This window comes from Lactonifactor sp. BIOML-A5 (assembly GCF_009677585.1).
GTDB lineage: Bacteria > Bacillota > Clostridia > Lachnospirales > Lachnospiraceae > Lactonifactor.
Genome location: NZ_WKYV01000017.1, coordinates 36336 through 60832, shown reverse-complemented (window position 1 = coordinate 60832; position 24497 = coordinate 36336). Strand labels below are relative to the sequence as shown.

24 protein-coding genes are annotated in these 24497 nt (G+C 47.9%); 1 reads left to right on the top strand and 23 read right to left on the bottom strand.

Translation table 11 applies throughout. From position 1 onward, the window contains the following. Positions 1-19 precede the first annotated feature (19 nt). The 19 genes from GKG41_RS14400 to GKG41_RS14310 all read right to left on the bottom strand — a co-directional run bounded on the left by GKG41_RS14400 (position 20) and on the right by GKG41_RS14310 (position 20645). Positions 20-1612, bottom strand: coding sequence for an FAD-dependent protein (locus tag GKG41_RS14400; protein ID WP_154259777.1), 1593 nt, complete (start codon positions 1610-1612; stop codon positions 20-22). Next, on the bottom strand, positions 1609-2886 hold the full coding sequence (locus tag GKG41_RS14395; RefSeq protein ID WP_347563365.1) for an NAD(P)/FAD-dependent oxidoreductase: 1278 nt from the start codon (positions 2884-2886) through the stop codon (positions 1609-1611). Before GKG41_RS14395 ends, GKG41_RS14400 begins: the two co-directional genes overlap by 4 nt. Beyond that, positions 2887-4188 (bottom strand): methionine gamma-lyase family protein, encoded by a 1302-nt coding sequence (locus GKG41_RS14390; protein ID WP_154259775.1) that lies wholly within the window; start codon positions 4186-4188, stop codon positions 2887-2889. It abuts the gene before it with no gap. Continuing rightward, complete coding sequence (gene miaA / locus GKG41_RS14385; RefSeq protein WP_154259773.1) at positions 4169-5137, bottom strand: tRNA (adenosine(37)-N6)-dimethylallyltransferase MiaA; 969 nt, start codon at positions 5135-5137, stop codon at positions 4169-4171. Before miaA ends, GKG41_RS14390 begins: the two co-directional genes overlap by 20 nt. A gap of 9 nt (positions 5138-5146) precedes the next feature. Then, positions 5147-7114: a DNA mismatch repair endonuclease MutL gene (mutL, locus tag GKG41_RS14380; RefSeq protein ID WP_154259771.1), complete on the bottom strand. Its 1968-nt coding sequence runs from the start codon at positions 7112-7114 to the stop codon at positions 5147-5149. A 4-nt stretch (positions 7115-7118) separates the two neighbouring features. Continuing rightward, positions 7119-9788: a DNA mismatch repair protein MutS gene (gene mutS / locus GKG41_RS14375; protein ID WP_243141049.1), complete on the bottom strand. Its 2670-nt coding sequence runs from the start codon at positions 9786-9788 to the stop codon at positions 7119-7121. A 5-nt stretch (positions 9789-9793) separates the two neighbouring features. After that, the gene (gene miaB, locus GKG41_RS14370) at positions 9794-11248 is read right to left on the bottom strand and encodes a tRNA (N6-isopentenyl adenosine(37)-C2)-methylthiotransferase MiaB (RefSeq protein WP_154259769.1); all 1455 of its coding nucleotides are present in this window, start codon (positions 11246-11248) and stop codon (positions 9794-9796) included. A gap of 56 nt (positions 11249-11304) precedes the next feature. Further along, on the bottom strand, positions 11305-12195 hold the full coding sequence (locus tag GKG41_RS14365; RefSeq protein ID WP_173015665.1) for a M14 family zinc carboxypeptidase: 891 nt from the start codon (positions 12193-12195) through the stop codon (positions 11305-11307). 127 nt (positions 12196-12322) lie between these two features. Further along, the gene (locus tag GKG41_RS14360; protein WP_279233632.1) at positions 12323-13579 is read right to left on the bottom strand and encodes a glutamate-5-semialdehyde dehydrogenase; all 1257 of its coding nucleotides are present in this window, start codon (positions 13577-13579) and stop codon (positions 12323-12325) included. Between the two features lie 22 nt (positions 13580-13601). Beyond that, positions 13602-14150: a 5-formyltetrahydrofolate cyclo-ligase gene (locus GKG41_RS14355; protein ID WP_154259765.1), complete on the bottom strand. Its 549-nt coding sequence runs from the start codon at positions 14148-14150 to the stop codon at positions 13602-13604. Next, on the bottom strand, positions 14128-14349 hold the full coding sequence (locus tag GKG41_RS14350; RefSeq protein ID WP_154259763.1) for a DUF896 domain-containing protein: 222 nt from the start codon (positions 14347-14349) through the stop codon (positions 14128-14130). Before GKG41_RS14350 ends, GKG41_RS14355 begins: the two co-directional genes overlap by 23 nt. A 19-nt stretch (positions 14350-14368) precedes the next feature. After that, positions 14369-15214: a glutamate 5-kinase gene (gene proB, locus GKG41_RS14345; protein ID WP_154259761.1), complete on the bottom strand. Its 846-nt coding sequence runs from the start codon at positions 15212-15214 to the stop codon at positions 14369-14371. A 103-nt stretch (positions 15215-15317) separates the two neighbouring features. Further along, on the bottom strand, positions 15318-15800 hold the full coding sequence (locus GKG41_RS14340; RefSeq protein ID WP_154259759.1) for a hypothetical protein: 483 nt from the start codon (positions 15798-15800) through the stop codon (positions 15318-15320). A gap of 60 nt (positions 15801-15860) precedes the next feature. Then, positions 15861-17018 carry a DUF3048 domain-containing protein gene (locus tag GKG41_RS14335; protein ID WP_154259757.1) on the bottom strand — a complete coding sequence of 386 codons (1158 nt, stop codon included), beginning with the start codon at positions 17016-17018 and terminating at the stop codon, positions 15861-15863. 14 nt (positions 17019-17032) lie between these two features. After that, the gene (gene ybeY / locus GKG41_RS14330; RefSeq protein ID WP_154259755.1) at positions 17033-17530 is read right to left on the bottom strand and encodes an rRNA maturation RNase YbeY; all 498 of its coding nucleotides are present in this window, start codon (positions 17528-17530) and stop codon (positions 17033-17035) included. Positions 17531-17548: 18 nt separating this feature from the next. Next, a complete protein-coding gene (locus tag GKG41_RS14325; protein ID WP_154259753.1) occupies positions 17549-18547 on the bottom strand; it encodes a PhoH family protein in 999 nt (332 codons plus the stop codon). Continuing rightward, a complete protein-coding gene (yqfD, locus tag GKG41_RS14320) occupies positions 18540-19778 on the bottom strand; it encodes a sporulation protein YqfD (protein WP_154259751.1) in 1239 nt (412 codons plus the stop codon). The genes GKG41_RS14325 and yqfD overlap by 8 nt, the downstream gene beginning before the upstream one ends. 15 nt (positions 19779-19793) lie before the next feature. Then, the gene (locus GKG41_RS14315) at positions 19794-20072 is read right to left on the bottom strand and encodes a YabP/YqfC family sporulation protein (RefSeq protein WP_072852776.1); all 279 of its coding nucleotides are present in this window, start codon (positions 20070-20072) and stop codon (positions 19794-19796) included. 21 nt (positions 20073-20093) lie between these two features. Continuing rightward, complete coding sequence (locus GKG41_RS14310) at positions 20094-20645, bottom strand: DUF2284 domain-containing protein (protein WP_154259749.1); 552 nt, start codon at positions 20643-20645, stop codon at positions 20094-20096. Positions 20646-20833: 188 nt separating this feature from the next. On the opposite strand from GKG41_RS14310, the gene GKG41_RS14305 reads away from it, so the two are divergent. Further along, on the top strand, positions 20834-21499 hold the full coding sequence (locus tag GKG41_RS14305; protein ID WP_154259747.1) for a trimeric intracellular cation channel family protein: 666 nt from the start codon (positions 20834-20836) through the stop codon (positions 21497-21499). On the opposite strand, the gene GKG41_RS14300 is transcribed toward GKG41_RS14305, so the two are convergent. The 4 genes from GKG41_RS14300 to GKG41_RS14285 all read right to left on the bottom strand — a co-directional run bounded on the left by GKG41_RS14300 (position 21473) and on the right by GKG41_RS14285 (position 24479). Continuing rightward, positions 21473-22312: a DUF6179 domain-containing protein gene (locus GKG41_RS14300; RefSeq protein ID WP_154259745.1), complete on the bottom strand. Its 840-nt coding sequence runs from the start codon at positions 22310-22312 to the stop codon at positions 21473-21475. The genes GKG41_RS14305 and GKG41_RS14300 overlap by 27 nt on opposite strands. A 17-nt stretch (positions 22313-22329) precedes the next feature. Continuing rightward, entirely contained in the window at positions 22330-22872 is a 543-nt protein-coding gene (locus tag GKG41_RS14295) for a DUF6323 family protein (RefSeq protein ID WP_256282003.1), read from the bottom strand. 176 nt (positions 22873-23048) lie between these two features. Beyond that, positions 23049-23528: an NAD(P)H-dependent oxidoreductase subunit E gene (locus tag GKG41_RS14290; RefSeq protein ID WP_154259743.1), complete on the bottom strand. Its 480-nt coding sequence runs from the start codon at positions 23526-23528 to the stop codon at positions 23049-23051. Positions 23529-23660: 132 nt separating this feature from the next. Further along, complete coding sequence (locus GKG41_RS14285; RefSeq protein WP_154259741.1) at positions 23661-24479, bottom strand: MerR family transcriptional regulator; 819 nt, start codon at positions 24477-24479, stop codon at positions 23661-23663. Between the last annotated feature and the right edge of the window lie 18 nt (positions 24480-24497).

Here is a 24497-nt window from a genome sequence, read left to right as displayed (position 1 = left end):
CAAAAACAATGTATACGCCTTACTCTAAATTTCTGAATTTTTTAATAATCGCCTCACCCACCTTCAGCCCATCCATAGCAGCTGAAGTGATTCCGCCGGCATATCCGGCGCCCTCCCCACAGGGATAAATTCCACGGATATTACTCATAAATTCTTCGTTTCTGTTGATGCGTACCGGGGAGGAGGTTCGGCTTTCCACTCCGCTTAAAAGTGCATCCGGCCGTGAAAATCCCGGTATCTTCCGTTCAAAAGCCAAAATTCCTGATTCCAGAGCACTGCTGATGCAGGCTGGAAAGATGTCTCTCAGATTTCCAAATGTCCACGCTCCTTTTATCTGCGGCTCTATATCCCCCAAACAGCTGCTGGTCCTGGAATTTTTGAAATCCCCAAACAGCTGCACCGGAATTTTCCCCTGCCCCAGAGAGTAGGCTGCAGACTCTAAGTTTCTCTGAAATGCAACACCTGCCAGAGGATGAGAATCCCGGTAATCCTCCGGGGTAACTGTGACAATCATTGCGCTGTTGGCATTTCTGCCGTCTCTGGCGTGATAGCTCATACCGTTCACCGCCAGATGATTTTCCTCCGAGGATGCATTCACAACATAGCCTCCGGGACACATACAGAAGCTGTAGACTCCCCTGCCTGCGGAGAGCTGATGGGTCACTTTATAGCTTGCGGCACCAAGACAGGGGTTCAGCTCTGTCCCATAGAGGGCTTTATTTATCATTGCCTGAGGATGTTCTATGCGCACCCCCACGGCAAAGGACTTAGCGTTCATCTGCAATCCGTGCTCGTACAGCATGGAAAACGTGTCCCTTGCACTGTGTCCTACAGCAAGAACCAGCACCTCTGCCGGTATCCATTCTTCGTAATTCACCTCTATTTCCGTAAGACAGCCGCCCTCTGCGGAAAAACCGGTCAGCTGGGAGGAAAAACGAAATTCTCCCCCCATATCCTCAATCATTCTTCGGATATTCTGTACTATAGTAATCAGAAGATCCGTACCCAGATGGGGTTTTTGGAGATAAAGGATTTCGCTGGGAGCGCCTGCCTCCACAAACAGTTCCAGCACCTTCTGATTTCTTCCCAGGGGATCCTTCACCAGCGTATTCAGCTTTCCGTCGGAAAAGGTTCCCGCACCGCCTTCCCCAAACTGTACGTTGGACTGTGTATCCAGATTTCCCGTGTTCCAGAAAGCCGTTACCTTTTCCAGGCGTCTGGCAGCCTCCTCTCCCCGTTCCAGAATCAAAGGACGGTATCCATGCTTTGCCAGAAGATATCCGCAGTAAAGTCCCGCAGGTCCGCTGCCTGCGATTACCGGTCGGTTCCTGAGAGGAAGGGTACCACTGGGGGGTACCGCATACCGGATTCTGTTGGTTAACGTAATATTTTTATTGTCAACCTTTTGAAGAATTTTATGTTCTTTTTTTACTTTAACATCAATGGTATATACATACTGCAGCTGCTCCTTTTTTCTGGCATCCAAAGACTGCTTCCGGATTGTATAAGAAAGGATCTGATCCGAACTGATTTTTAACAGCTTTGCGGCTTTTTTTAACAGCTCCTGCTCAGTATGAGGGACAGGAAGCTTCAGCTGACGTATCTCTATCATGTACTCTCCTTTCTCAGCCCTTCGGCTGCTGCTCTTCCTGCCAGGGCACCGCTGGTCCAGGCCCACTGAAGATTATATCCGCCGCAGGCACCGTCTACGTCTGCAAGCTCGCCGCAGATATAAAGTCCGGGATACTCTTTTGCTTCCATGCTTTCGGGATGCAGCTGACTGGTATCTACTCCGCCGGAACAGACCTGCGCCTGCTCCAGGGAAGCAGCGCCGGTTGGAAGAAGAAGATACTCCTTAATACGCGAAACCAATTCCTCCAAATCCGGTGAGCCGTCCATGAGAACTTCAATAAGCTTTCTGGGAAACAGACCGGTAAGGGATTCCTTCAGCGTCTTATACGGACAGTCCTCCTGCCGTTTTCTGAGAAAGCTCTCCAGCTGCTTTTTTGAAAAATCAGGGAAGAAATCCAAAAGAAGTTCCGGGGTCTGTCCTTCCTGCAAGAGCCGGACCGCATATCGGCTCAGCTGAAAAACAGGGATGCCGGAGACGCCGTAATCGGTCAGCTGAAGCTCCCCTGTCTCACTGAGAAAATTCTCTCCCTTGACTCTTAAAACTACCCGGCCCTCCACGCGCACCCCGGACCATCTGGAAAATAATTTCCGGTACGCAGAAGATTTGGCCCTGCAGCGCAGGGGAACCAGGGCGGGAAGAGGAGGTATCAGACGCAGTCCCAGCTTTTCCGCCAGAGAGTAACCTCTGCCGTCAGCCCCTTCTATCCCCGAAGCGCTTGAACCACACGCCAGTATCACCTTGCTGCATGGATAGCTCCAGCCGTCCGTTACCACCAGATATCCGTCCTCAGCCGGAAGGACAGCAGTTACGTTTTCCCTGGTTTTACACTTCACTTTCAGATACCTGGCTTCCATCTCCAGCACCTCCAGGACGCTGGAGGCCTGAAGGCTTGCCGGATAGATCCAGCCATTTTTATTCTTTGTGTAGATACCCAGCTGTGAGAAAAACCGAATCGTATCTCCCACTGAAAAATGAGATAACGCCAGTTCGGCAAATTCCGGGTGGGATCCTCTGTAAGCTCTGGGATTTTGATGGATATTGGTCATATTGCACCTGCCGTTACCAGTGGCCAGAAGCTTTTTCCCCAGCCTGTCGTTATGCTCCAGGAGAGTAACCTTTGCTCCCTTGCGGGCAGCCGTAACAGCCGCCATCAAACCGGATGCTCCTCCCCCTATAACAACAACGGACGGCTCCGCATGCATGCTTTTGCTCAACGTGTTTTCTCCTTTCTTCGGGCTTTCATACGAAAGAATCTAGGACAGGTTCTCAGGCAGTGAGACTACACCTGCCTCAAGAAGCTTTTGAACTGACATTAGAATCCCCAATTTTGCGTGCTGCCAGGTGAGTCCTCCCTGGAAATAGACGGAGTACGGAGGCTTTATGGGACCGTCCGCACTGAGTTCTATAGAAGAACCCTGCACAAATGCCCCGGCAGCCATTATCACATCGCTGTCGTAGCCGGGCATGGCCCAGGGTTCCGGATCCACATAGCTGTCCACCGGTGCAGCTGCCTGGATTCCTTTGCAGAAACCGATGACTCCCTCCGGCTTATGAAAAGTAATTGCCTGGATAATATCATGGCGGCTTTCCCTGCCGTTTGGAAGGACCTCAAACCCCAGCTGCTCGTAAAGGTTTGCCGCAAACACTGCCCCTTTCAGGGCGCCTGCCACAACAGTAGGGGCAAGAAAAAAACCCTGATAAAAGGGCTGGTTTACCCCCAGTGTAGCCCCCACTTCCTTTCCGAGTCCGGGAGAGGTGAGGCGGTAGGCCGCATTCTCCACATATTCTGCTTTTCCTGCAATATACCCACCGATAGGAGCAAGTCCCCCTCCCGGATTCTTGATCAGGGAACCCACAATCAGATCCGCCCCCACATCAGAGGGTTCTCTTGTTTCCACAAATTCTCCGTAGCAGTTGTCTACCATACAAATAATATCCGGTTTTATCGATTTTATAAAAGCAATTAGTTCTCCGATTGCATTCACTGAGAAGGAAGGGCGGGTCTGGTATCCTTTGGAGCGCTGAATGGTGGCAAGCTTTGTTCTGCTGTTTATGGCAGCCCGGATAGCTTCATAATCAAAGCTTCCGTCCGGAAGAAGCTCTGTCTGCCGGTAGCTGACCCCGTATTCGGCCAAAGACCCTTGGGAAGGGCGAATCCCAATCACCTCTTCCAGCGTGTCATACGGCTTTCCCACAGGAGATAAAAGTTCATCCCCGGGCCGCAGATTGCCGGAGAGAGCCACTGCCAGAGCATGGGTGCCGCAGGCAATCTGCGGGCGCACCAAAGCCGATTCCGTGTGAAAGGTATCTGCGTAAACAGACTCCAGGGTATCTCTTCCCAGATCATTATACCCGTATCCGCTGGATGCATAGAGGCAGGCCTCGCTGACCCGGTTTTTCTGCATGGCGTATATTACTTTCATCTGATTATACTCTGCTACCTCGTCTATGCCTGCGAACCGTTCCCTTAAGAGCGCTTCCGTCCTCTGTCCGAACATCCGGACTTTCCCGGATATTCCCAGTTTTTCATATATTTCATCTATTTCCTGTCTCATGTTTTTTCCAAATTCCTTTCTCTTCGCATACGGAAAGCATATACTCCAGTATCTTATCCTCTCTTCCGTCAAATGCTTCCTTTTCCAGCCATATTACGTCCCGCTCCCGCCGAAACCAGGTAAGCTGCCGCTTGGCAAAATGCCTGGTATCCCGTTTCAGTGTATAGACAGCCTCCTCAAGGCTGCATGTGCCGTCCAGGTATGACAGAAGCTCTTTGTAACCCAGCCCCTGCATGGAGACCATATCTTTCGTATATCCCATACGGTGGAGCGCTTTCACTTCCTCCAGAAGCCCCCGTTCCATCATCTGATCGATCCGTTGTTCTATTTTTTCATAAAGGCGGCCTCTCTCTTCGTTCAGGACAAAATAGGCATATTGATAAGGTGACTCCTTCTGCCGTTCCTGTTCATTGTGGGCCGATATGGGCCTGCCGGTCTTCTCGTAGTATTCCAGCGCACGAATAACACGCTTTCTGTTGTTGGGATGTATAGAAGCCCCGGAAACCGGGTCTGCCTGGCACAGGCAGCTGTGAAGGTATTCATTTCCCCGCTCGTTGGCCAGGGCTTCCAGTCTGCGGCGGCAGGCGGTATCGTCATCGTTCTCCGCAAAGTCTATCCCCTTCACTACAGACTGGATGTAAAATCCAGTTCCCCCGGTAAGAACAGGCAGTCTTCCCCTTGCGTAGATATCCTCCATGGCTTCTAACGCCATCGTCTGAAATCTTACTACATTAAAATCCTCGGAGGGCTCCAGCACATCAATGAGATGATGGGGAACTCCCTCCATCTCATCCGGATGTATCTTGGCAGATCCGATATCCATATACCTGTAAACCTGCATAGAATCTGCAGATATAATTTCTCCATTTACAGCTTTCGCCAGTGAGAGGGAAAGCTTCGTCTTTCCCACGGCTGTGGGGCCTGTGAGAACAATCAGCGGTTTCTTCAATCTTTTCACCTACACGATTCGTTTAAATTTCTTTTCCAGTTCATATTTGGTCATGGCAATAATCGTCGGCCTTCCATGAGGACAGTGATACGGATTATCCAGGGTCAAAAGTTCCTCAATGAGCCGATCTGCCTCGCTGCAGGATAATGTCTGGTTTCCTTTTACAGCAGCTTTGCAAGCCATAGTTGCCAGCCGGTGGGTCAGAAGTTCCAGGGAGGAACGCTTGGTGTCTCCCTCCAGATGGTCTAAAAGTTCCAGAAAGAGTTCTGTATCTGCCACACCGTAAAGATTCGACGGAACAGCCCGGATACTGTAGCCTCTCCCCCCAAAGGATTCAATCTCAAAACCAAAGGAAGTGAAAACCTCCATATTAGCCCGCAAAAGTTCCTCTTCCTGGATGCTCAGCTCTATGATAAGAGGCGGACTCAGGTACTGGGAATGTATCTCCTTATTCTGCAAATCCTTCATAATGCGCTCATACAGCACTTTTTCGTGAGCGGCATGCTGATCAATAATATAGAATTTGTTGTCATACTCTACCAGCCAGTACGTATCAAATAACTGACCGATGATACGGTGCCGGGACCTGGCAGACGGGGACAGCAGCTTTTCCTCAAATAATTCCAGCTGTCCGGGAGCTGCTTCGTGGTCTTTCTTCCCCGCCTCTTCTATTTCTGCGGTTTCCCGGGATTTCCCGGCATCCTCCCCGTCAGTCTGAAGAGGCACAGATATCTCCGGCTGTGGTGTCTGTTCCCGGAATACCTTCTGGCTTTCCTCTGTGTTCCCTGTCTGAGGGCGGACAGCTGAGTATTCCGTGTTCTCCCGGATGTGCTCCGAAGGATGCACTGTATTTGCTGTATTCCCGGACGGCTGCACCGCCGTTTGGACTGCCATCCGCTGTTTTTCAAAGGGTTCCGGAATGGTTCTCTTGGGAGGAGGCAATTCCTTTTTCTCTCTGGAACGGTCAAAACTCACCTCCGGAATAAGCTCCTTATGCGTCAGTTGCTCAAGCAGCGCCTGATATACAGCCTGATACACCTCCTGCCCGCTGCTGAAGCGGACCTCCATCTTCGTGGGATGTACATTAACATCCAGTTCTTCGCCTTCCATAGTCAAATGAAGAGAGACAAACGGATATTTATGCTGCATGAGAAATGGCTTATAGGCGTCTTCTATTGCTTTCATTATAATCTTACTTTTCACATAGCGGCCGTTGACATAGTAATTTTCAAAATTCCTGTTTCCTCTGGAGACAGAGGGCTTGCCCATATACCCCTGAATGGCAAGGCCGTTCCTCTCATGACGAATCTCCATAAGCTCCCTGGTAATGTCTCTCCCGTAGATGTGATAAATCACATCTTTTAGATTATTATTTCCTGAAGTGTGTAATTTTGTCTGTCCGTTACTAATATACTTAAAAGAGATGTCACTGTGGGACAAAGCCAGCTGTTCCATAAAGCTGCTGACATAATTGGCTTCTGTCACAGGGCTTTTCAGGAATTTGGCCCGCACGGGAGTGTTGAAGAAAAGATTGCGCACTAAAAAGGTGGTTCCGTTGGGCGCCCCGATCTCTTCCAGCGTTTTTTCCTCTCCCCCCTCAATGACATACCGGGTTCCCGTCAGCTCCCGGACGGTTTTGGTAATTAACTCAACCTGTGAGACAGCAGCAATGCTGGACAGAGCCTCACCCCGGAACCCCAGGGAGGATATGTGGGTCAAATCCTCTGCCGACGCAATCTTACTGGTGGCATGACGCAGAAAAGCAAGGGGCACCTGTTCTTTTTCCATACCCGCTCCATTGTCTGTGATTCGGATAAAAGAGATACCCCCTTCTTTTATTTCCACAGTTACGGCGGTGGCCCCTGCATCAATGGCATTTTCCACCAGCTCCTTAACTACCGAGGCAGGACGCTCCACGACCTCCCCGGCAGCAATTTTGTCAATCGTACTTTTGTCCAGTACTGCTATTTTTCTCAAAGTATCACCACCGATTCTTTAATTTAGTCTGCAGCCGGTAGATGGTATTCAGAGCATCAATCGGCGTCAGGTTTCCAACATCTATGTTCTTCAATTCTTCCAGAATATCATTGTCCTGTACCGTATCCAGAAGAGAGATTTGATCCAGCTCCATCTGGTCATAGGTAACCTGTGCTTTTTTCCTGGAGCCTCTGGTCAGGGCAGAGTCCGCTGCAATCTCCTTGACCGCAGAAGTTATATCCGCATCGCTGAGCTCTTCTACCAGTTCCTTTGCCCGCTCAATCACAGTTTCGGGAACGCCCGCAAGCTTTGCTACCTGAATGCCGTAGCTTTTGTCTGCGCCCCCCTTTACAATCTTGCGGAGGAATACAATATCGTCCCCCTTCTCTTTTACAGCAATGCAGTAATTGTTGACCCCGGAAAGCTTTCCTTCCAGCTCCGTTAATTCATGGTAATGGGTGGCAAATAGTGTCTTTGCCCCCAGAAGCTTCGGGTTGCTGATATGTTCAATCACAGCCCATGCAATGCTGAGACCGTCAAAGGTGCTGGTGCCCCGTCCGATTTCATCCAGAATCAACAGGCTTTTGGGCGTTGCATTTCTCAGTATATTGGCGACCTCTGTCATCTCAACCATGAATGTGCTCTGTCCGCTTGCCAGATCGTCGGAAGCTCCCACTCTAGTAAAGATGCGGTCCACAATTCCTATATTGGCTTCTTTTGCAGGAACAAAGCAGCCCACCTGTGCCATGAGCACGATCAAGGCCGTCTGCCGCATATACGTAGATTTTCCTGCCATGTTGGGACCTGTGATCACGGACACTCTGTTCTTATTATTATCCAGATACGTGTCATTGGGAATAAACATATCATTGGAGATCATTTTCTCCACCACCGGATGGCGCCCTCCCTTGATGTCTACAACTCCCTTGGTATTAATCTTTGGCCTTATATACTGGTTCCTCTGAGCCACCACAGAAAGGGAGGAAAAAACATCCAGACGCGCAATGGCCTTGGCTGTCTTCTGAATCCGCAGCACTTCTTTTGCGATAGTTTCCCGAACCTGGGCAAACAGCTCATACTCCAGAGCGAATAACTTATCTTCCGCACCTAAAATCGTATCTTCCAGCTCTTTCAGCTCCGGTGTGATAAAGCGTTCCGCATTTGTCAGTGTCTGCTTTCTTGTATAAGAATCGGGTACCATGGAGAGGAAAGAATTTGTCACTTCCAGGTAATATCCGAAGACTTTATTATATTTTACCTTGAGATTCTTGATACCGGTGCTCTCCCGCTCCTTTGTCTCCAGCTCTGCCAGCATACTTTTTCCTTCCGTCTTTGCACGGCGGAACTTGTCTACCTCTTCGTTATACCCTTCTTTTATAATTCCCCCCTCTTTCATGGCCAAAGGAGGTTCCTCCATAATAGCACGGTCGATGAGCTGAAAGAGATCCTGGAGATCGTCCATTTCCTCTCTGACAGAAACCAGCTCCCCACAGGAGAACTCTCCTAAAAGCTGCCTGATATAAGGGAGCATCTGAAGAGAGGACTTAAACGCTATGAGATCCCTGGGGTTAGCTGACTGATAGCTGACACGGCTTACCAGACGCTCCAGATCGTAAACAGGTCCAAGGTATTCCCGTATTTCCTCACGGGAGATAGCCTTCTCGTTCAGCTCCTCAATGGCGTCCAGGCGCCGGTTGATGGATTCTTCCTCAATCAGAGGCTGTTCTACGAAGCTGCGGAGCATTCTGGCTCCCATAGCGGTTTTTGTCTTATCCAGTACCCAGAGGAGAGAACCTCTTTTCTGCTTTTCCCGGAGTGTTTCTACCAGCTCCAGGTTTCTCCGGCTGGAACTGTCTATGAGCATAAAGCAGTCTGTAATATAGGGGGATATAGTAGTCATGTGGGAAAGTGAAGTCTTCTGGGTCTCTGTGAGATACTGAAACAGAGCGCCAGCCGCAATTACACCGCAGTCGTAATCCTTTAACCCCAGCCCTTCCAGAGTTTTTACTCGAAAATGCTCCAGCAGGGCCCGTCTGCACAGTTCGTCGTCAAAATACCAGTTATCCAGGGAATATACGGTAATTCCCAGGCGGTTCCGCATATCCTGTATATCAATCCCGCACATATAAAATGGTTCGTTGCAGATGATTTCTGCCGGGGAAAACTTATTGATCTCATCCAAAAGCTTTCGTGATTTATTTACCTCTGTGAGAAAGCAATCCCCTGTAGTGACATCCGCCACGGCAATTCCAAAGATTTCGTCAATGTAGACCAGGGACATGATATAGTTGTTCTTTGTCTCATCCAGGGCCTGGGTATTCAGAGTCGTACCGGGTGTGACTACCCGCACCACTTCCCTCTTTACCATACCCTTCGCCTGCCTGGGGTCCTCCACCTGTTCACAGATTGCCGCTTTATATCCCTTTTCAATGAGACGGTTTATATACGTCTCCGCAGCATGAAAAGGAACTCCGCACATGGGAGCCCGCTCTTCCATTCCGCAGTCTTTACCTGTCAGGGTAAGTTCCAGTTCTCTGGAAACCGTCAGTGCATCGTCAAAGAACATCTCATAAAAGTCACCCAGACGGTAAAATAAGATACAATCCGGATATTCATCCTTTGTCATTAAATAGTGTTGCATCATTGGTGATAATTTATCTCTGTTTATTTCCATTCGTTTTATCCTTCGTTTTTTATTGCTGTCCCCATATAGTAAAAACCTTTGCACTCATCCAGAGAAACCTTGAATAATTTTCCTGTCATAGAGGCATCCCCCGGAAAATGTACCAGCAGATTATTTCCCAGCCGCCCCGTCACCAGAGAATTGTCATGTTCATTTACTTCTTCAACTAAAACCTCCTGTACAGTTCCGGTCAGCCGTGACGAGGTTTCCCGCGAGATTTCCTGCACTTCTTTCAGCAAACGGTCGAAACGCTCCTTGACTACCTCTTCCGGAACCTGATCCTCCATAGCAGCCGCAGGAGTTCCCGTTCTTTTGGAATAGATAAAAGTGAAGGCACTGTCATACCTCACCTTTCTGATAACATCCAGCGTTTCCAGGAAATCTTCCTCTGTCTCCTGGGGAAAGCCCACGATAATGTCTGTGGTCAGAGATATATTGGGAACGGCCGCTCTGATTTTATCAACTAATTGAAGGTATCTCTCTTTTGTATAATGCCGGTTCATCTTTTCCAGAATCCGGCTGCTGCCGGACTGGAGCGGCAGATGGAGATGAGGACAAATTTTTTTGCTCTCTTTCATAACCTGGATCAATTCGTCTGAGAGATCCTTTGGATGAGAGGTCATAAAACGAATCCGCTCAATTCCCTCAACCTTTTCAATCTCCCGGAGAAGTGCGGCAAAAGTCATGGGAGTATCCAGTGTCTTGCCGTAGGAATTCACATTCTGCCCCAAAAGCATAATCTCTACCACACCGTCTGCAGCGAGTGCTTCGATTTCCCGTATAATATCTCTTGGGTTCCTGCTTCGCTCACGTCCCCGGACATAAGGTACTATGCAGTAGCTGCAGAAGTTGTTGCAGCCGAACATGATATTGACCCCTGATTTGAAGGGGTATTTTCTCTCACTGGGCAGATCTTCTACAATCTGATCCGTATCCTTCCAGATATCAATCACCATTCGTTTGGAATCCAGAGCCGTGGCAATCAATTCCGGAAATTTGTAAATATTATGGGTTCCGAAAATAAGATCCACAAAGGAATAGCTCTTCTTCAATTTTTCAACCACATGGGGTTCCTGCATCATACAGCCGCAGAGGGCGATCATCATATGAGGATTCTTTTTTTTCAGACTGTGGAGGTAACCCAGACGGCCATAGACTCTCTGATTGGCATTCTCCCGGACGGTACAGGTATTGTATATGACGAAATCAGCCTGCTCCGAAGCTGCCTCCTGATAGCCGATTTCCTCCAGAACTCCCACAAGCTTTTCGGAATCCCTGGCATTCATCTGACAGCCAAAGGTATTCACGCAAAAAGTCAGGGGGCGCCCCAGCTTTTTGGAAGCATCCCCGATTTTCTTTTTCGCTGCCGCCATATAATAATACTGCCTGAGAGGTTCTTCCAGGGGGGCTTCCCCTGTAATATCTATTGTATCCATAGAAATATTTGACATAATAATTTCCTTTCTTTCGTGTTCATCAGCAATTATACCAACCATATCTTGTATTTTCAAGACATTTTCAAAACCGCAAGAGGAATGGAACGGATTTCGGCATAGGTCTCCGCCTGATAATCCACCGACAGGGGAAAGGACGCCTCATCCGGTACAGTCTCAATGGTGATTGCGGGCTTCTGAAAAGTCTCAGAATAGTAATTTACAGAGTTTCCCCCGCTGATTACAGATAGGAACTCTTCTTCCTTTTTGCCAAGCGCGTAATGGCAGATTTTCTGCAGCTGGCGGGCCATGCGAAAGCTTTTCTGGTTGTACAGAAAAGGCATAGCATTTCTGTAGTAGTAAATCAGTCTTCCCCTGGAATGAAAATCCAGATAGGCCACGGTCTCATAGCTGTGAAAAAGTTCTATGAGAGCTTTCGTCTCGTTTTCACTCCCGGGATAATCTTCAGGCTGCTGCTGAACATAGGATTTGCAGGGGAAGTTTCTGTTAATGTCTACGCTCCTGGCGTTATATTTCCACACACTCCAGTCAATCTCTTTCATCCGCATGCTGTGCCGCAGCACCGGATGGCGGATACCGGAAAATCCCTGAAGGGCTGTTTCATAGCCATCCGGATTCACCAGGGGTACAAAACATATAGAATAGGTATTACAGAGTTTATGTACATCATAGATATCGTATAATAAGGTACGCTTCTCATAGGCCTCACTGTACTCTTCAATCATGCGGACCAAAACTGCCGGATTCGCACTTTCTCTGCCGTGAACGCCGGCGGTACATATAAGAACCTGTTCTCCCAGGCCCAGCCGTATCATGGGTATCGGGCGGTTGTCATGACTGAGTCCTATATTCCGGAAGATAAGAAAATCTGAGTAGGCGGCAGCCAGAAGTTCCATAGCATCGTACAGTTCGTCATATGTATAGTGCTTGTCTAAAGAAATCATAAAAAGCCTCCTCTGCATACTTTAGCGTACGGCATCTGCCGTGCGCCGGTCCGCAGAACATGTAAGTAATGTCCTCGGACAAATGTTTCCACTAAAGTATATGAAGAGGAGGTTTCTTTTATGACACCTATGGACGGATCTGTCCGTTTCCATAGATGATATATTTAGTTGTGGTCAGTGCCAAAAGTCCCATGGGACCTCTGGCATGGAGTTTCTGTGTGCTGATGCCAATCTCAGCTCCATAACCGAACTCAAATCCATCTGTAAAACGAGTGGAGGCATTCACATACACCGCCGCTGCATCTATTTCATCCAGGAATTTCTGGGCGTGAGCATAATCCTTTGTAATGATAGCCTCCGAATGTTTGGTATTATACTGGTTTATATGGGCAATGGCCTCATCCAGGGAGTCCACAATCTTTACGGACAGAATATAATCCAGATATTCCCTGCCCCAGTCGTCCGGTTGGGCAGGCACGGCGCTGGGCAGAAGGGAGAGCGCCCGTTCATCGGCGCGCAGTTCAACCTCATGTGTCCGGGACAGGCGGGATGCCAGAAGAGGCAGAAAGGCTTCCGCAGCCCTGCAGTGCACCAGGAGGGATTCACAGGCATTGCAGACACCAACTCTCTGGGTCTTTGCATTCGTGACAATTTCCGCCGCCATAGCGAGATCTGCAGACTCATCTACATAAATATGACAGTTCCCGGTACCTGTCTCAATTACAGGAATGGTGCTTTCATTTACCACGGTGCGGATCAGCCCCGCACCTCCCCGGGGAATCAGTACATCCACATATTGATTCAGCTTCATGAAGGCTGCCGCTGTCTCTCTGGAAGTGTCTGTAATCAGAGATATCGCATCCGAAGTGACCCCGCAGGCCTCCAGGCTTCTGCGGATACAGGCTACAATAGCCTGATTGGATTCTATGGCATCACTTCCGCCCTTGAGTATAGCTGCATTGCCGGTTTTGAAGCAAAGTCCGAAGGCATCTGCCGTAACGTTAGGTCTTGCCTCATAGATAATGCCCACAACTCCCAGAGGGACTCTTTTTTGTCCGATAAGCAGACCGTTGGGACGCTTTTTCATTCCCAGTACTTCCCCCACAGGGTCTTCCAGCTCTGCCAGCTGGTACAGACCCTCAGCCATTCCCTGAATCCGCTCCCCGGTCAGTGTCAGACGATCCAGGAGGCCTTCCGGCATCCCCTTTTCTTTTCCCCTGGCCACGTCAGCCCCATTGGCTTTCAGGATAGTATCTGTATATGTACGCAGATCGTCAGCTGCTTTTACAAGCACTTTGTTTTTAACCGATGTCTCCAGGCTGCGCAGTATGGTTTCTGCGTCCTTGGCTTTTCTTCCTATCTGTTCCAACATTGCGTTCGCCATAGTTATTTCCCCCTGCTTACTGCTATTCTATAATCTCTTTTTCCGTCACCAGTTTATCCGGAAGGATATCCGTTTCTTCGTAAGGTGCCTCGGGCACCAGCTGAAAATCAAACGCCACTGCTACGGTGGGATGGTTTCTGTGCCTGCTGAGGTACCGGTCATAGAATCCCTGTCCGTACCCCACCCGGTGGCGCGCCCGATCAAAAGCAACTCCCGGGACAATCATCAGAGCGTCCTCCCACTCCACGGTTTCCCCTCTGGCTGGTTCCGGAATCTGAAAATACCCTGGTTCCAGCTGTTCAAAGGAATCCAGCCGGTAAAAAATCATATCCTTGCCGTGTACTTTGGGAACGGCCACCTTTTTCCCCAATTCCCAGGCACGGGTAATAAGCTCTTTTGTGGAAACCTCGTGATTGTAGTCTGCATAGGCATAGATACAGGAGGCTTTTTCAAATTCATGGAGCTGAAACAGCTTCTCCATAATCAAATGGCTGTCTGCCAGTACCTGCTCCTCTGTCGCTTCACTTCTCTTCTTAAATATCTCTTTTCTAATGACCTTTTTTGCTTCCATACTTTTCCCCCAGATTAACGACGCTTCCGTCTTTTTCTACCAAATCAATCGTATCAAGCTGAGATCTGAGATTCATCCGCACCAGTGCGATGTACTCCTGACGAAGCTTTGCCTGTTCTTCCCTCTCAGCATCCGTGAGGCCTTCGCCTTTGGCTTTCCGTGCCAGTTCATTGATTCGGTTTAGTTTCATTGGATCCATAGTTTACTGTGTTCTCCTTTTACAATAATTTTTCTATATAGTCTATCAGATAAAATTCTTCTTTGGCATTGGCCAGAAATAAGGTGCCGTGATTGCGGCCTGACATTATCTTGTGAATAATGTGGAAGTCCTTTCCGTTGGCAATCACCATATCCGCTCCTGCACTGGTTGCTATTGTAGCAGCGGAAAGCTTCGTGGCCATCCCTCCGGTGCCCACATTGCTTCCGGTACTGGATTTGCCCATGTCCAATAAGGTATCATCAATGGTCTCAACCACCTCAATAAAACGTGCATCCGGGTTTGTATTGGGATCATCGGTGAATAAACCGTCAATATCTGAGAGCAAAATCAGAAGATCCGCTCCGATCAGAGCCGCAACTACGGCAGACAGATTGTCATTGTCTCCGAATTCAATTTCATAGGTTGAGATGGTATCATTCTCGTTGACAATAGGGATTGCCCCCATGTGAAGGAGTTCCTTAAAGGTATTCTTGGCATTCTGGCGGTTCAGGTTGTTCACCATGGTGTTTTTTGTCATTAGCACCTGGGCCGCGGTTTGGTTATACTCAGAAAAGAGCTTCTGATAGATCATCATCAGACGGGCCTGTCCAATTGCTGCACATGCCTGCTTTTCTGATACGGAATTCGGCTTTCTGTCAATGCCCATAACACGGCTTCCCACAGCGATTGCTCCGGAAGAGACCAGTACAATATCCTTTCCCTGATTGTGAAGATCGCTTAATTCCCTTACCAAAATCTCCATCTTTGTGAGATTCAGTCTCCCCGTCTCTGCATGAGTCAGAGAGGAGGAACCTATCTTAATCACAATTCTCTTTTTATCTTTTAAACGTTCACGTATATTCATGGCTTTTCTCCCTGTAAAATCATATCGCTCTTATATTACAACATTTTTTTCTGTTCGTCCAGAGGAGCGCGGTCTAGACCAGAGTACAGGGAGTACCTGGGGTTCAGCTGGAGTAATTCTCCAGAAAACTGTATAGTTCATCCACTGTGGGGATGGTTTTTCCTTCTTTGATTTCTGCCTGGAGTTCTTCCGGGAGGCTGTCTGTGGCTATGTCTGTATATTCGTAAACCGTCTCGCCGTCCTCCAGATATACCGTTACGGAATTATCCGTATCTTTTATAAGAAAATTCTTCTCTTCCTCCTGACTTTGTCTTAAAACAATATGGTCAGAGGAATAGCTTACCACCTGAAACTGCTGCTGATCCAGTTTTCCTGTGGCTGCATCGTAGATTTCAAAAGTATACAGTGCATCCTTTCTGGGAAAGCTCCCGGACGCATCTGTCTCCTGGGCATTCAGCCTGTCCACAGTGCGGTTCAGGACAGTCAGCCTGTCTTTGAGAGAACTGACCTGATAATTTGTATAAAATCCTGCACTAAGAAAGAATACGGCAATAAAAATGCCGATACTATAGTATGCTTTACGCATGAGATATCACTCCTTTTTGACTATAGTATCGACCAGATTTTGCTAATTATTCAGCCGCGTCTATTCTGCATCCAGATTCTCGTCCACCTCTGAAGGAGCGGGCTGCTCTGTGCTGGTTCCGTCATTGATTTCTACGTTGGCAGCTTCTGTATCCTGTACAATACATACCCATGTTTTTCCCGTATTCAGCGTAATTTCGTTTCCGGATGCGTCATAATAACGGGTAGGCCCCCATTCATTGCCGTTTTTCGTCCAGGTAACATCTATGGCCTGCCCATTGGTAATATATTTGCCGCTGCCTCCGGATAAGGTATCCACATTCAGATAAGAACCATCCGGGTAATACTCCCAGGGAGAATACTCAATAAGAATATTTTTGTAGGCTAATTGTTCCCCGGTCAGCTCATCAATCTGCGGCTCTCCATACTGGAAACGGTAATAAAGTCCGTCATCCTGATGATATTCAAACCAGGGATCATTGACTTTGTAGTGAAGTCTCACATAGGACGCCGGCGTTCCGTTATCCAAAGAAACCGTCTCCCCCACCTTGGCAAACTGGTAATGTCCTGTGTAGTCAGAAGAATACTCCTGTGTATATCCGTTAATCTCAATCCCTTTTTGAAGGCCTTCAAAACTTGTATAGGCATTGTGAGGCGCTTTTCTGTCTTTTGTCCTGTAATACACCTGGCTCCCGTAACCGGAAAGTCCGCTTAAATTGTTGACATTCTCCAGGTCCAGATACGGCAGAGCATACGCTGCCTGACCATAGTGGGCATAAATGGCATCAAATTCCAGGGCGTAATATATATAATAATCCCGGCAGCTTCTGACAGAGCCTATTTTGGTAAGGTTGTCGTAGTCCTCGAAGATCCCCATCAGACGGGTAATTCCACCCTCTACAGGCGCCTCGTACACAACTCCTGCGTTGGCTATTCCTGCCTGGGGAACTGCTTTTTTGATGTTATTGAGCATTACGGCAACCGGACGCCTTGTACCGATCGCTTCTGAAACGTATTCTCCGGTCAGGTAGCTCTTTACCATACCGTCTGGAATCTGTTCCTTGTCAGGTACTTCTGCTTCAACAATTTCTTCCGGCTCCTCCTCCTGTACAGGTTCTTCTTCCTTTACTTCCGGTTCCTTCGGCTCTTCCTTCTTGCCGCATCCAAACAGCACTGCTGACGCAAGAACACAGGCCAAAACCACCTTATAACGCTTCATGTGACTTCCTCCATTTATCTTTTGATTTGTAAACCGGACAGGATTGCTTCCTGCTTTTCTTCCATTACAGCGGCTTCCCCGGGTGTCATATGATCATATCCCAGAAGGTGCAGCATACTGTGAGCAGTCAGAAAGGCAAACTCCCGAAGCTGGGTATGTCCGTAGGCCTCTGCCTGCTCCTTCATGCGGGGAACAGATATCATGATATCTCCCAGCATAAGCTCCCCCGTGTCGGGATTAAAGCAGTCATCTCCCATAGTTTCAATTATACCATAGTCTGCCGGAGATGAAAATGGGATCATGGGAAAAGACAGAACATCTGTCTCCTTATCCATTCCTCTGAACTCCCGATTTACCCGGCGAATTTCCTCTGCACCGGTGAGAACCAGGCTGATTTCCGCCTCATAGGGACACGCTTCCCGATCAAGAGCCGCATCTGCCACCTGCCTGGCAATTGTCTCAAAATCAAAAGAAATTTCCTGTTCATATTCATTTTCTATTGTAAGTGTCATACGCTTATCCTCTGTCCTTTATCTCTCCCGTTCCCTGCGGGTGTTCTTTTGTGGTTTCTGCCTTTTCTCATAGGTATCATAGGCCTGTACAATCTTCTGTACCAGCGGATGGCGAACCACATCCTTGCTGGTTAACTGGGAAAATGAAATACCCTCAACCTTTTTCAGTACCTGCAGCGCCACATCCAGTCCTGAACGGGCTCCGCTGGGGAGATCCTTCTGGGAGAGATCTCCTGTGACAATTACTTTCGACCCAAATCCAATACGGGTCAAAAACATCTTCATCTGCGCAGGCGTGGTATTCTGTGCTTCGTCCAGAATTATAAAGGCATTGTCCAGGGTTCGCCCCCGCATATATGCCAGAGGAGCCACTTCAATCAACCCTTTTTCCATATTCTTGGCAAAGCTTTCCGCCCCCATAATCTGATACAGAGCATCGTAGAGGGGGCGCAGATAAGGATCTACCTTGCTCTGCAGATCTCCCGGCAAAAAACCCAGCTTCTCCCCGGCTTCGATGGCCGGCCGGGTAAGAATGATGCGGCTCACTTCATTGTTCCGGAAGGCTGTAATAGCCATGGCCATGGCCAGATATGTCTTGCCGGTACCTGCAGGACCCAGTCCGAATACAATCATATTCTTCCGAATCTGATCCACATACTGTTTCTGCCCCAAGGTCTTAGGCTTGATAGGGCGTCCGTTTATGGTATGGCAGATACAGTCTCTGTCGATCTCTACAACATTCTGCTCCTTCTCCTCAAAAGAAAGAGATAAGGTATAGTTTACCTGTTGTTCCGTAATAGTATTCCCTCTCCTGGAAAGCTCTGTGAGCTGCTCGAATACCTTTTTCGCCTGTCTGGTATTCTGTTCCTTTCCAAGAATCTTAAGATTGCCGTCCCTTGAGATAACGGTTACATTCAGGGTCTTTTCTATCTTTTTTACATACTCATCAAATTGTCCGAATACGTTTCTTTCATGGTCGATGGGTATTTCCATCAGGGTTTCAACGATATTACTCATCCGTCTCTGCTGTCCTTTCTTCTGCTTCCGGAGGCGCCACCACTTCTGTGGGAGCTTCCTTTCCTATCTTTTCTATCACTTCGATGGATCCTTTCGAAATACAGGAAGTGGAATTTATCTCTATTTTAACACGATTGTCACAAATTTCTACCCCTTTTTCAGATAATTTATCCAGAAAAGAGGTAAGCTTCCTCTGGGCCTTCTTGGTGGCTTCTGCCTTGGTATAGGTTAAGGTTTCCGGCGTATATTCATAGTCCGTAATGGTTCCGTAACTGATGGGGAGGTAAAAATTTTCCGTAAGCTTCACTCTGTCCGTGGATGATACGCTGTGGTAATCCGTAAACGGGGCACGCCCTTTGGTAGAAAAATAAGTGTCCATAATCTGCAGTATATAGTGCTTTTTTGTCTTTCCTGTATAAACCCTTTTATCGTAGGACAGCGGAAACTCCTGGTAATACTGGTACTGCGTCCGCACATAGATATCGGCATCGGAATGCACATACTCTCTCTGGGCCGTCTCTCCGCTGTCATCTTTTATATCCAGCCGTCCCAATACAAGAATATCTCCTTCTTTGCACACATCCCCTTTTGCCATCTGGGGAGTTCCCTGCCGGGTTACCATTGAGACGATGGTTCCTCCCTTTTCAGCCACAAGGTCACAGGGAGAGGTGTCTGCCGCCTCTTCCTCCACATACCGGTCTGTATTTTCCTGCACATGGAGAATCAGCCGTGTCCCCTGTATCTTGGTAGACACCCAGATAATATCCGGAAATTCCTTTCGTATCTGGGCTGATATCCAGGCGCAGTCAAGTTTTCTTTTGGCAATTCCGTGATGGACATCCAGCTCATCGAGATAGAGGAGAATGGACTGGGTACTGTTGGACAGGTTCCCATCCACATGTATATTCCAGATATATAAAGACATACTGTAAAGCAGGAACAGGCAGAGAGCAATCCCAATAAAAAAGGCCTTTCTCTTTTTGTTTTTGTAAAAAAAGAAAGGCAGTCCATATTTTCCCTTAATCATGATTCTGGTCTTTGTTTTTTTGCAAAGCGGCTTTAGCTGATAAAAGCCCTGAATCGTTATATTCATTTCATAGTAATTCTCCACATGAGTCAGATCCCAGATGGGAATATTATGATTGGCACACAGATTTAAAAAGCGTTCCGGTTCCTTGCTCATCAATCGGATATGCAGATAACCCTTTCCGTAATATTTCCATTTTTTCAAATATCATACCTCCGTTTATTCGTGATATACGTGAAGAATACAACCCTGTATCTTCATTTCTTCGCTGGTATAATACTCTATTTTCAGGTTTCTTCCCTCCACCCGGATTTTCCCTTTTTTTGTCTGAACCAGGATCCCCCAGTCTTCATATTCCAAAATGCTTTTATAATTTTCTATGTATAGCTCTGAACTTCCCACAATAGTAACCACCACATCGCGGTAAGCCAAGTCCCTTGGAATCTGCAGAGTGTTCACTATGTCGCCGGCTAATTTTTTAGGCTTCTTATGCTTCACAAAAAGCCTCCCTTGTGGTTATTATTCTCTAATATATGTATCCTCCAGGAAAATAATTCCAAACCAAAGGATTTGATTGTAGCCGATGGTGTAATCCATCTCAAAACGCTCTGCCAGCTCGGTCACCACGATTCCATGGCTCTCCACACAGGGGTGCATCTGCTCCGGAAAACGGCAGGGGCTGTCGGGATAGGCACACTCGTCACAGATGTCACAGGATTCTGTGGACAGTGCCATGCAGTGGATTCCCTGGCCTTTGATAAAGGCTTCTATCCGGGCAACAATATCCTCGTGTTCCCTCCTGGTGCCCAGAGTTTCCTCCATATTCATAATATCAGAGACCTCAGCCACTGTGGAAAAGAAAAAACACTGAGGATAGGACAAGCACCGCTCCCGGCACTCTTCCAGAGTACCTACACCGGGAGGGCAGGCCCAGGTAGTTCCATATCGCTGGCATTCCTGCTGGCATATCGTCCGGATTCTGGGAGAAAATGCCAGCTCCTCTGTGGGGATAAACACGTATTGATAGATGGGAAACTGACTGATAAAAGTCTCAAATGCTTCCATATTCATTGTATAAGAATCTCCTTCCATTTTACCTTAAGGCTATTGTATCTGAATTGTCATAAAACTGCAAGAACCGGTAGCTCTGAGACTTCTCCTGTGGTAAAATAATGGTACTGTTCACATGTCACTGTCCCGCGGGTTGCTTTGCACAGTAAAATACACTTACTACTATTACAGCTTTGGAGGAATAGATAATGGAAATTCACTGGACAATGCTCTTTGCTCTGGAAGCCGCAGGCACGATTGCCTTTGCCTCTTCCGGCGCCATGGTGGCTATAGAAAAGAATCTGGATCTTTTGGGGATTATTGTACTTGGAGTCATAACTGCAGTAGGCGGAGGGATGATAAGGGATATTACCATTGGCAATATCCCTCCCAGCCTGTTCCGCAATCCCGTATATGTATGGATGTCCCTGATCACAGTACTCCTGCTCTTTCTGGTTATCCGTTTTCATCCCAGAATTATGGAGGGCAGATACCGCTCCACTTACGAAAAGGTTATGAATATCTTTGATGCGGTAGGTCTGGGCGCGTTCACTGTCGTAGGCATTAACACAGCCATAGAAGCCGGATACGGCGACTATCGGTTTCTGGCGGCTTTTCTGGGCGTTGTCACCGGTGTCGGAGGGGGAATGCTGCGGGACATTATGGCAAACCAGACACCCTATGTACTCCGGAAACATTTCTATGCCTGTGCTTCTATTATCGGCGCTGTCTGCTATATCTTTTTACGGGAACTCATTCCCGGAAACAGTGCCATGCTGCTGTGTGCTTTTATTGTGGTTATAATCCGTCTTCTGGCAACCAGATACCGCTGGAATTTGCCCAGAGCTTCAGGAAAAAGTAAAGACAGAAGATAAGGTGCCGTGTGCCAGGCTGTTTTCTATCCGCGCTGCCAGATCCCGGCTCAGCTGCATAAAATACCGGGACATGCCGGGGGTATCTGTCCCCCGGGTGATAATCTTAATGATACCTGCCGTCTTTCTCTCCACCTGCTTAGGCAAGTCTCCCGAGAAATAGCGTTCTATCTCTTCTTCGTGCTTCTCATAAAGAACTGGTTCATATAAAGGGCAGTCTGCAAGAAAACAGCCAATGGCATTGATAAGCACCAGCTCACTTATATTTCCCATATAAGGTGCTCTGTTTCGTTCCTCCTGCTGCCTCACCAGATGTTCTGTTCCTTCAGGGGAAAACAAAGTAAGAAACTTCTGTTCCAGTAAAAGGTTTCCCAGATACTCATAAACCAAATCGATTCCCTGCTGCCTGTAATCCAGAAACAGTGGCGGGTAGTCCAGTGTGAGCAGGTGGTCCTGGGGACAAAACCGGGCATCGTACCTGAGAAAAAACTGGGGCATACCCTTTTGAACCGTGTCTCTGTAATTAGCGCATCCGTAAAAGAAGAAATTCTCCATCAGCTTCTCATAAAGTTCCTTTGTCCGCCATACTTTATGAATAACCGCCTCATAGCCGGCTTCATAAGCTGCTCTGGCCGTCAGTTGATGTTCTGCGGCCAAAGAATTGGGAGAAGAATGTTCCAGTTCCTCGATACAGTAAATGACCGCTTCCATCAGGCTTCGGGCAGTTTCATAGGGCACAGAGCTGCTCTCCTTGCTGGTGTATTTGTCAATCAGATACGAAACCACAGGCAACACTTCCTCTGCTGTATATGTCATAGTACTCCTTTCATGGGCTATCGCCAGGCCAGCTCCTTCAGAGCCTCAAGATACAGTTCACTGTCCCACCGTTCTTCCTCGCTGAACCCTTCATATTCACCGCTGCCGCCTGAAGCCAGATACCCATCGTACCCATAGCGTATTGCCCGTGCGAACCGCTCCAGACAGGTAGATTCCAGGTATTCCAGGTCTCCGAAGCAGATGTTCTCAAAGGTGTCTTTCATAAATTCCAGCAATTCGTCATCTGACAGTTTCTCCAGAGACTCGTTCTTAAAGCGGTAAAAGATATCCTGAAGCCTGGCCAGGGTGCTTCCATAAGTATCGGAAGTAATGTAGGAAGAGTCGCAGAAGGTATAGATAAGCTTATCCAGGATCCCGCCGCCCAGTTCCACCCTCTGATAGGCTTTGAGGCTCTTATTTCTGCACTGGATCAGCTCCTTTGCCTCTTCTGCTGAAAGAGACAGGCCGAAAGACTGGGTTTGCTTGTTGCAGTCCAGAATCAGGCGCGTCTCCTCTTCCTGCTTCTGCACCTGCCATAGGGCGAATATATTCTCTGTCACAGTATCACTCCTTTCTGTAGGTGGAGCTAATTATACGGCCCGGCAAGAGGGATTGCAAGACTTGAAAAAAAGCCTGTTTTGTGGTAATATAATACTTAGAAAAGAGGCAGAACCGTATGGTTTCTGCCTCTCATTTTGTATTCAGCCCTGCAGCAAACAATTTTTTCATGCCGGTGTCACAGATTTTTAACCACTTCCAGAATCTCCTCTGGGGACCGTCCATAATACCACATCCCATCGATCACGGCATTGGGCGCTGTTCTGCAGCGCTTCAGACAGTTTTGCGTCCTGAGATAAATGCTTCCGTCTTTGGAAACACCATTTTTTCCAATCTGGAGCTCTTTTTTAAGTATGGCAAGGAGTTCTTTCCCGCCCTTTCTGTGGCATCGTTCTCCCGTGCAGATAAGGATTTCATGGGAGTAGGGGATCTCTTTCAGGGAAGGGGAGAGACGAAGCAGCACTCGGATAAAGGACAGCTTGACTCCAGCAGCCTTTGCTGCACGCTCGCTCAGCCAGACAGGGATACTGCCATAGGCCTCTTGAAGCTCCCAGAGCATTTCTTTTATTGTATTCTGCTCTCCTCTGTTTTCCAGACTGCTGTAATACTCCAGAATCTCATCAAGCTGCTGTTCTGTCTCATGTTTGGTTTCCTTCATTTTTATTCTCCTGTCATTGTCCGGCAAAAGCCGGCAAGTACTCTGTGGGATATCATCCTTCAGAGATAGCTTGCCCTGAATTTTAAAGTATATGCCCCGGGACCGTTCGAACAGGAAACTAGGATCAGAGTATTATTTTTGCTTTATGGGATAGCAGACCTCTGTGACCAATTCTTCCGGATTCTGCGTCTGTGCCGGACTTACATGATAGATGCAAAAAGAAGGCCCGCTGATCTCATATCCGTTGTCACACAGCCATTTGGCGACAGCTTCATTTACTTCTGTGATTTTTTCGTAGCTGCCCTGATAAGTGGCGGATGCAATTTCAAAAGCATCCACTGTTTTGAATTTCACATGTTCGGTATCTTTATAGGTCCCCTTTACCTGAAGCTGTATTTCTACATCCACCTCTCCGTCACTGAATCCTTCGTCGTGAAACAGGGCAAGGCCGCAGCAGGGCTCTTCTTCCTGGAGATTCATGGCTGCAGTCTCCTTGTATAAGGTATTCCACAAAATATGTTCCTGATGATACGCAGGTATTACCATTCTCACGCTTGCTACATATCTTTTCGGCATTATTTTTTTTGTCACATCATAATTCATCATAAGTTCATCCTTTCCCAGCCTCCTAATGGCTGTATCAAGGAGCTGCAGACGGCGCTTTGCCTCTTCCGCCTGTTCCTGCACTTCCAGCTGCTTTATCTCCAGATATTGCTTCAGCGCCTCTGGATCATGGTAATTCTTCAGCAGCTCTGCGATGGCAGTAAGGCCAAATCCCATATCCTTCAGTGCGGCAATCCGTCCGGCCACAGGAAGCTGTGTCTCGCTGTAATAGCGATAACCGGTAAAAGGGTCCGTACTGGCAGGAATTAAAAGGCCTATCTGATCGTAATGGCGCAGCATCCGTATACTAATCCTTGACAGTTTTGAAAAATCTCCTATTTTCAGCATGTTTCTACCTCCACATAT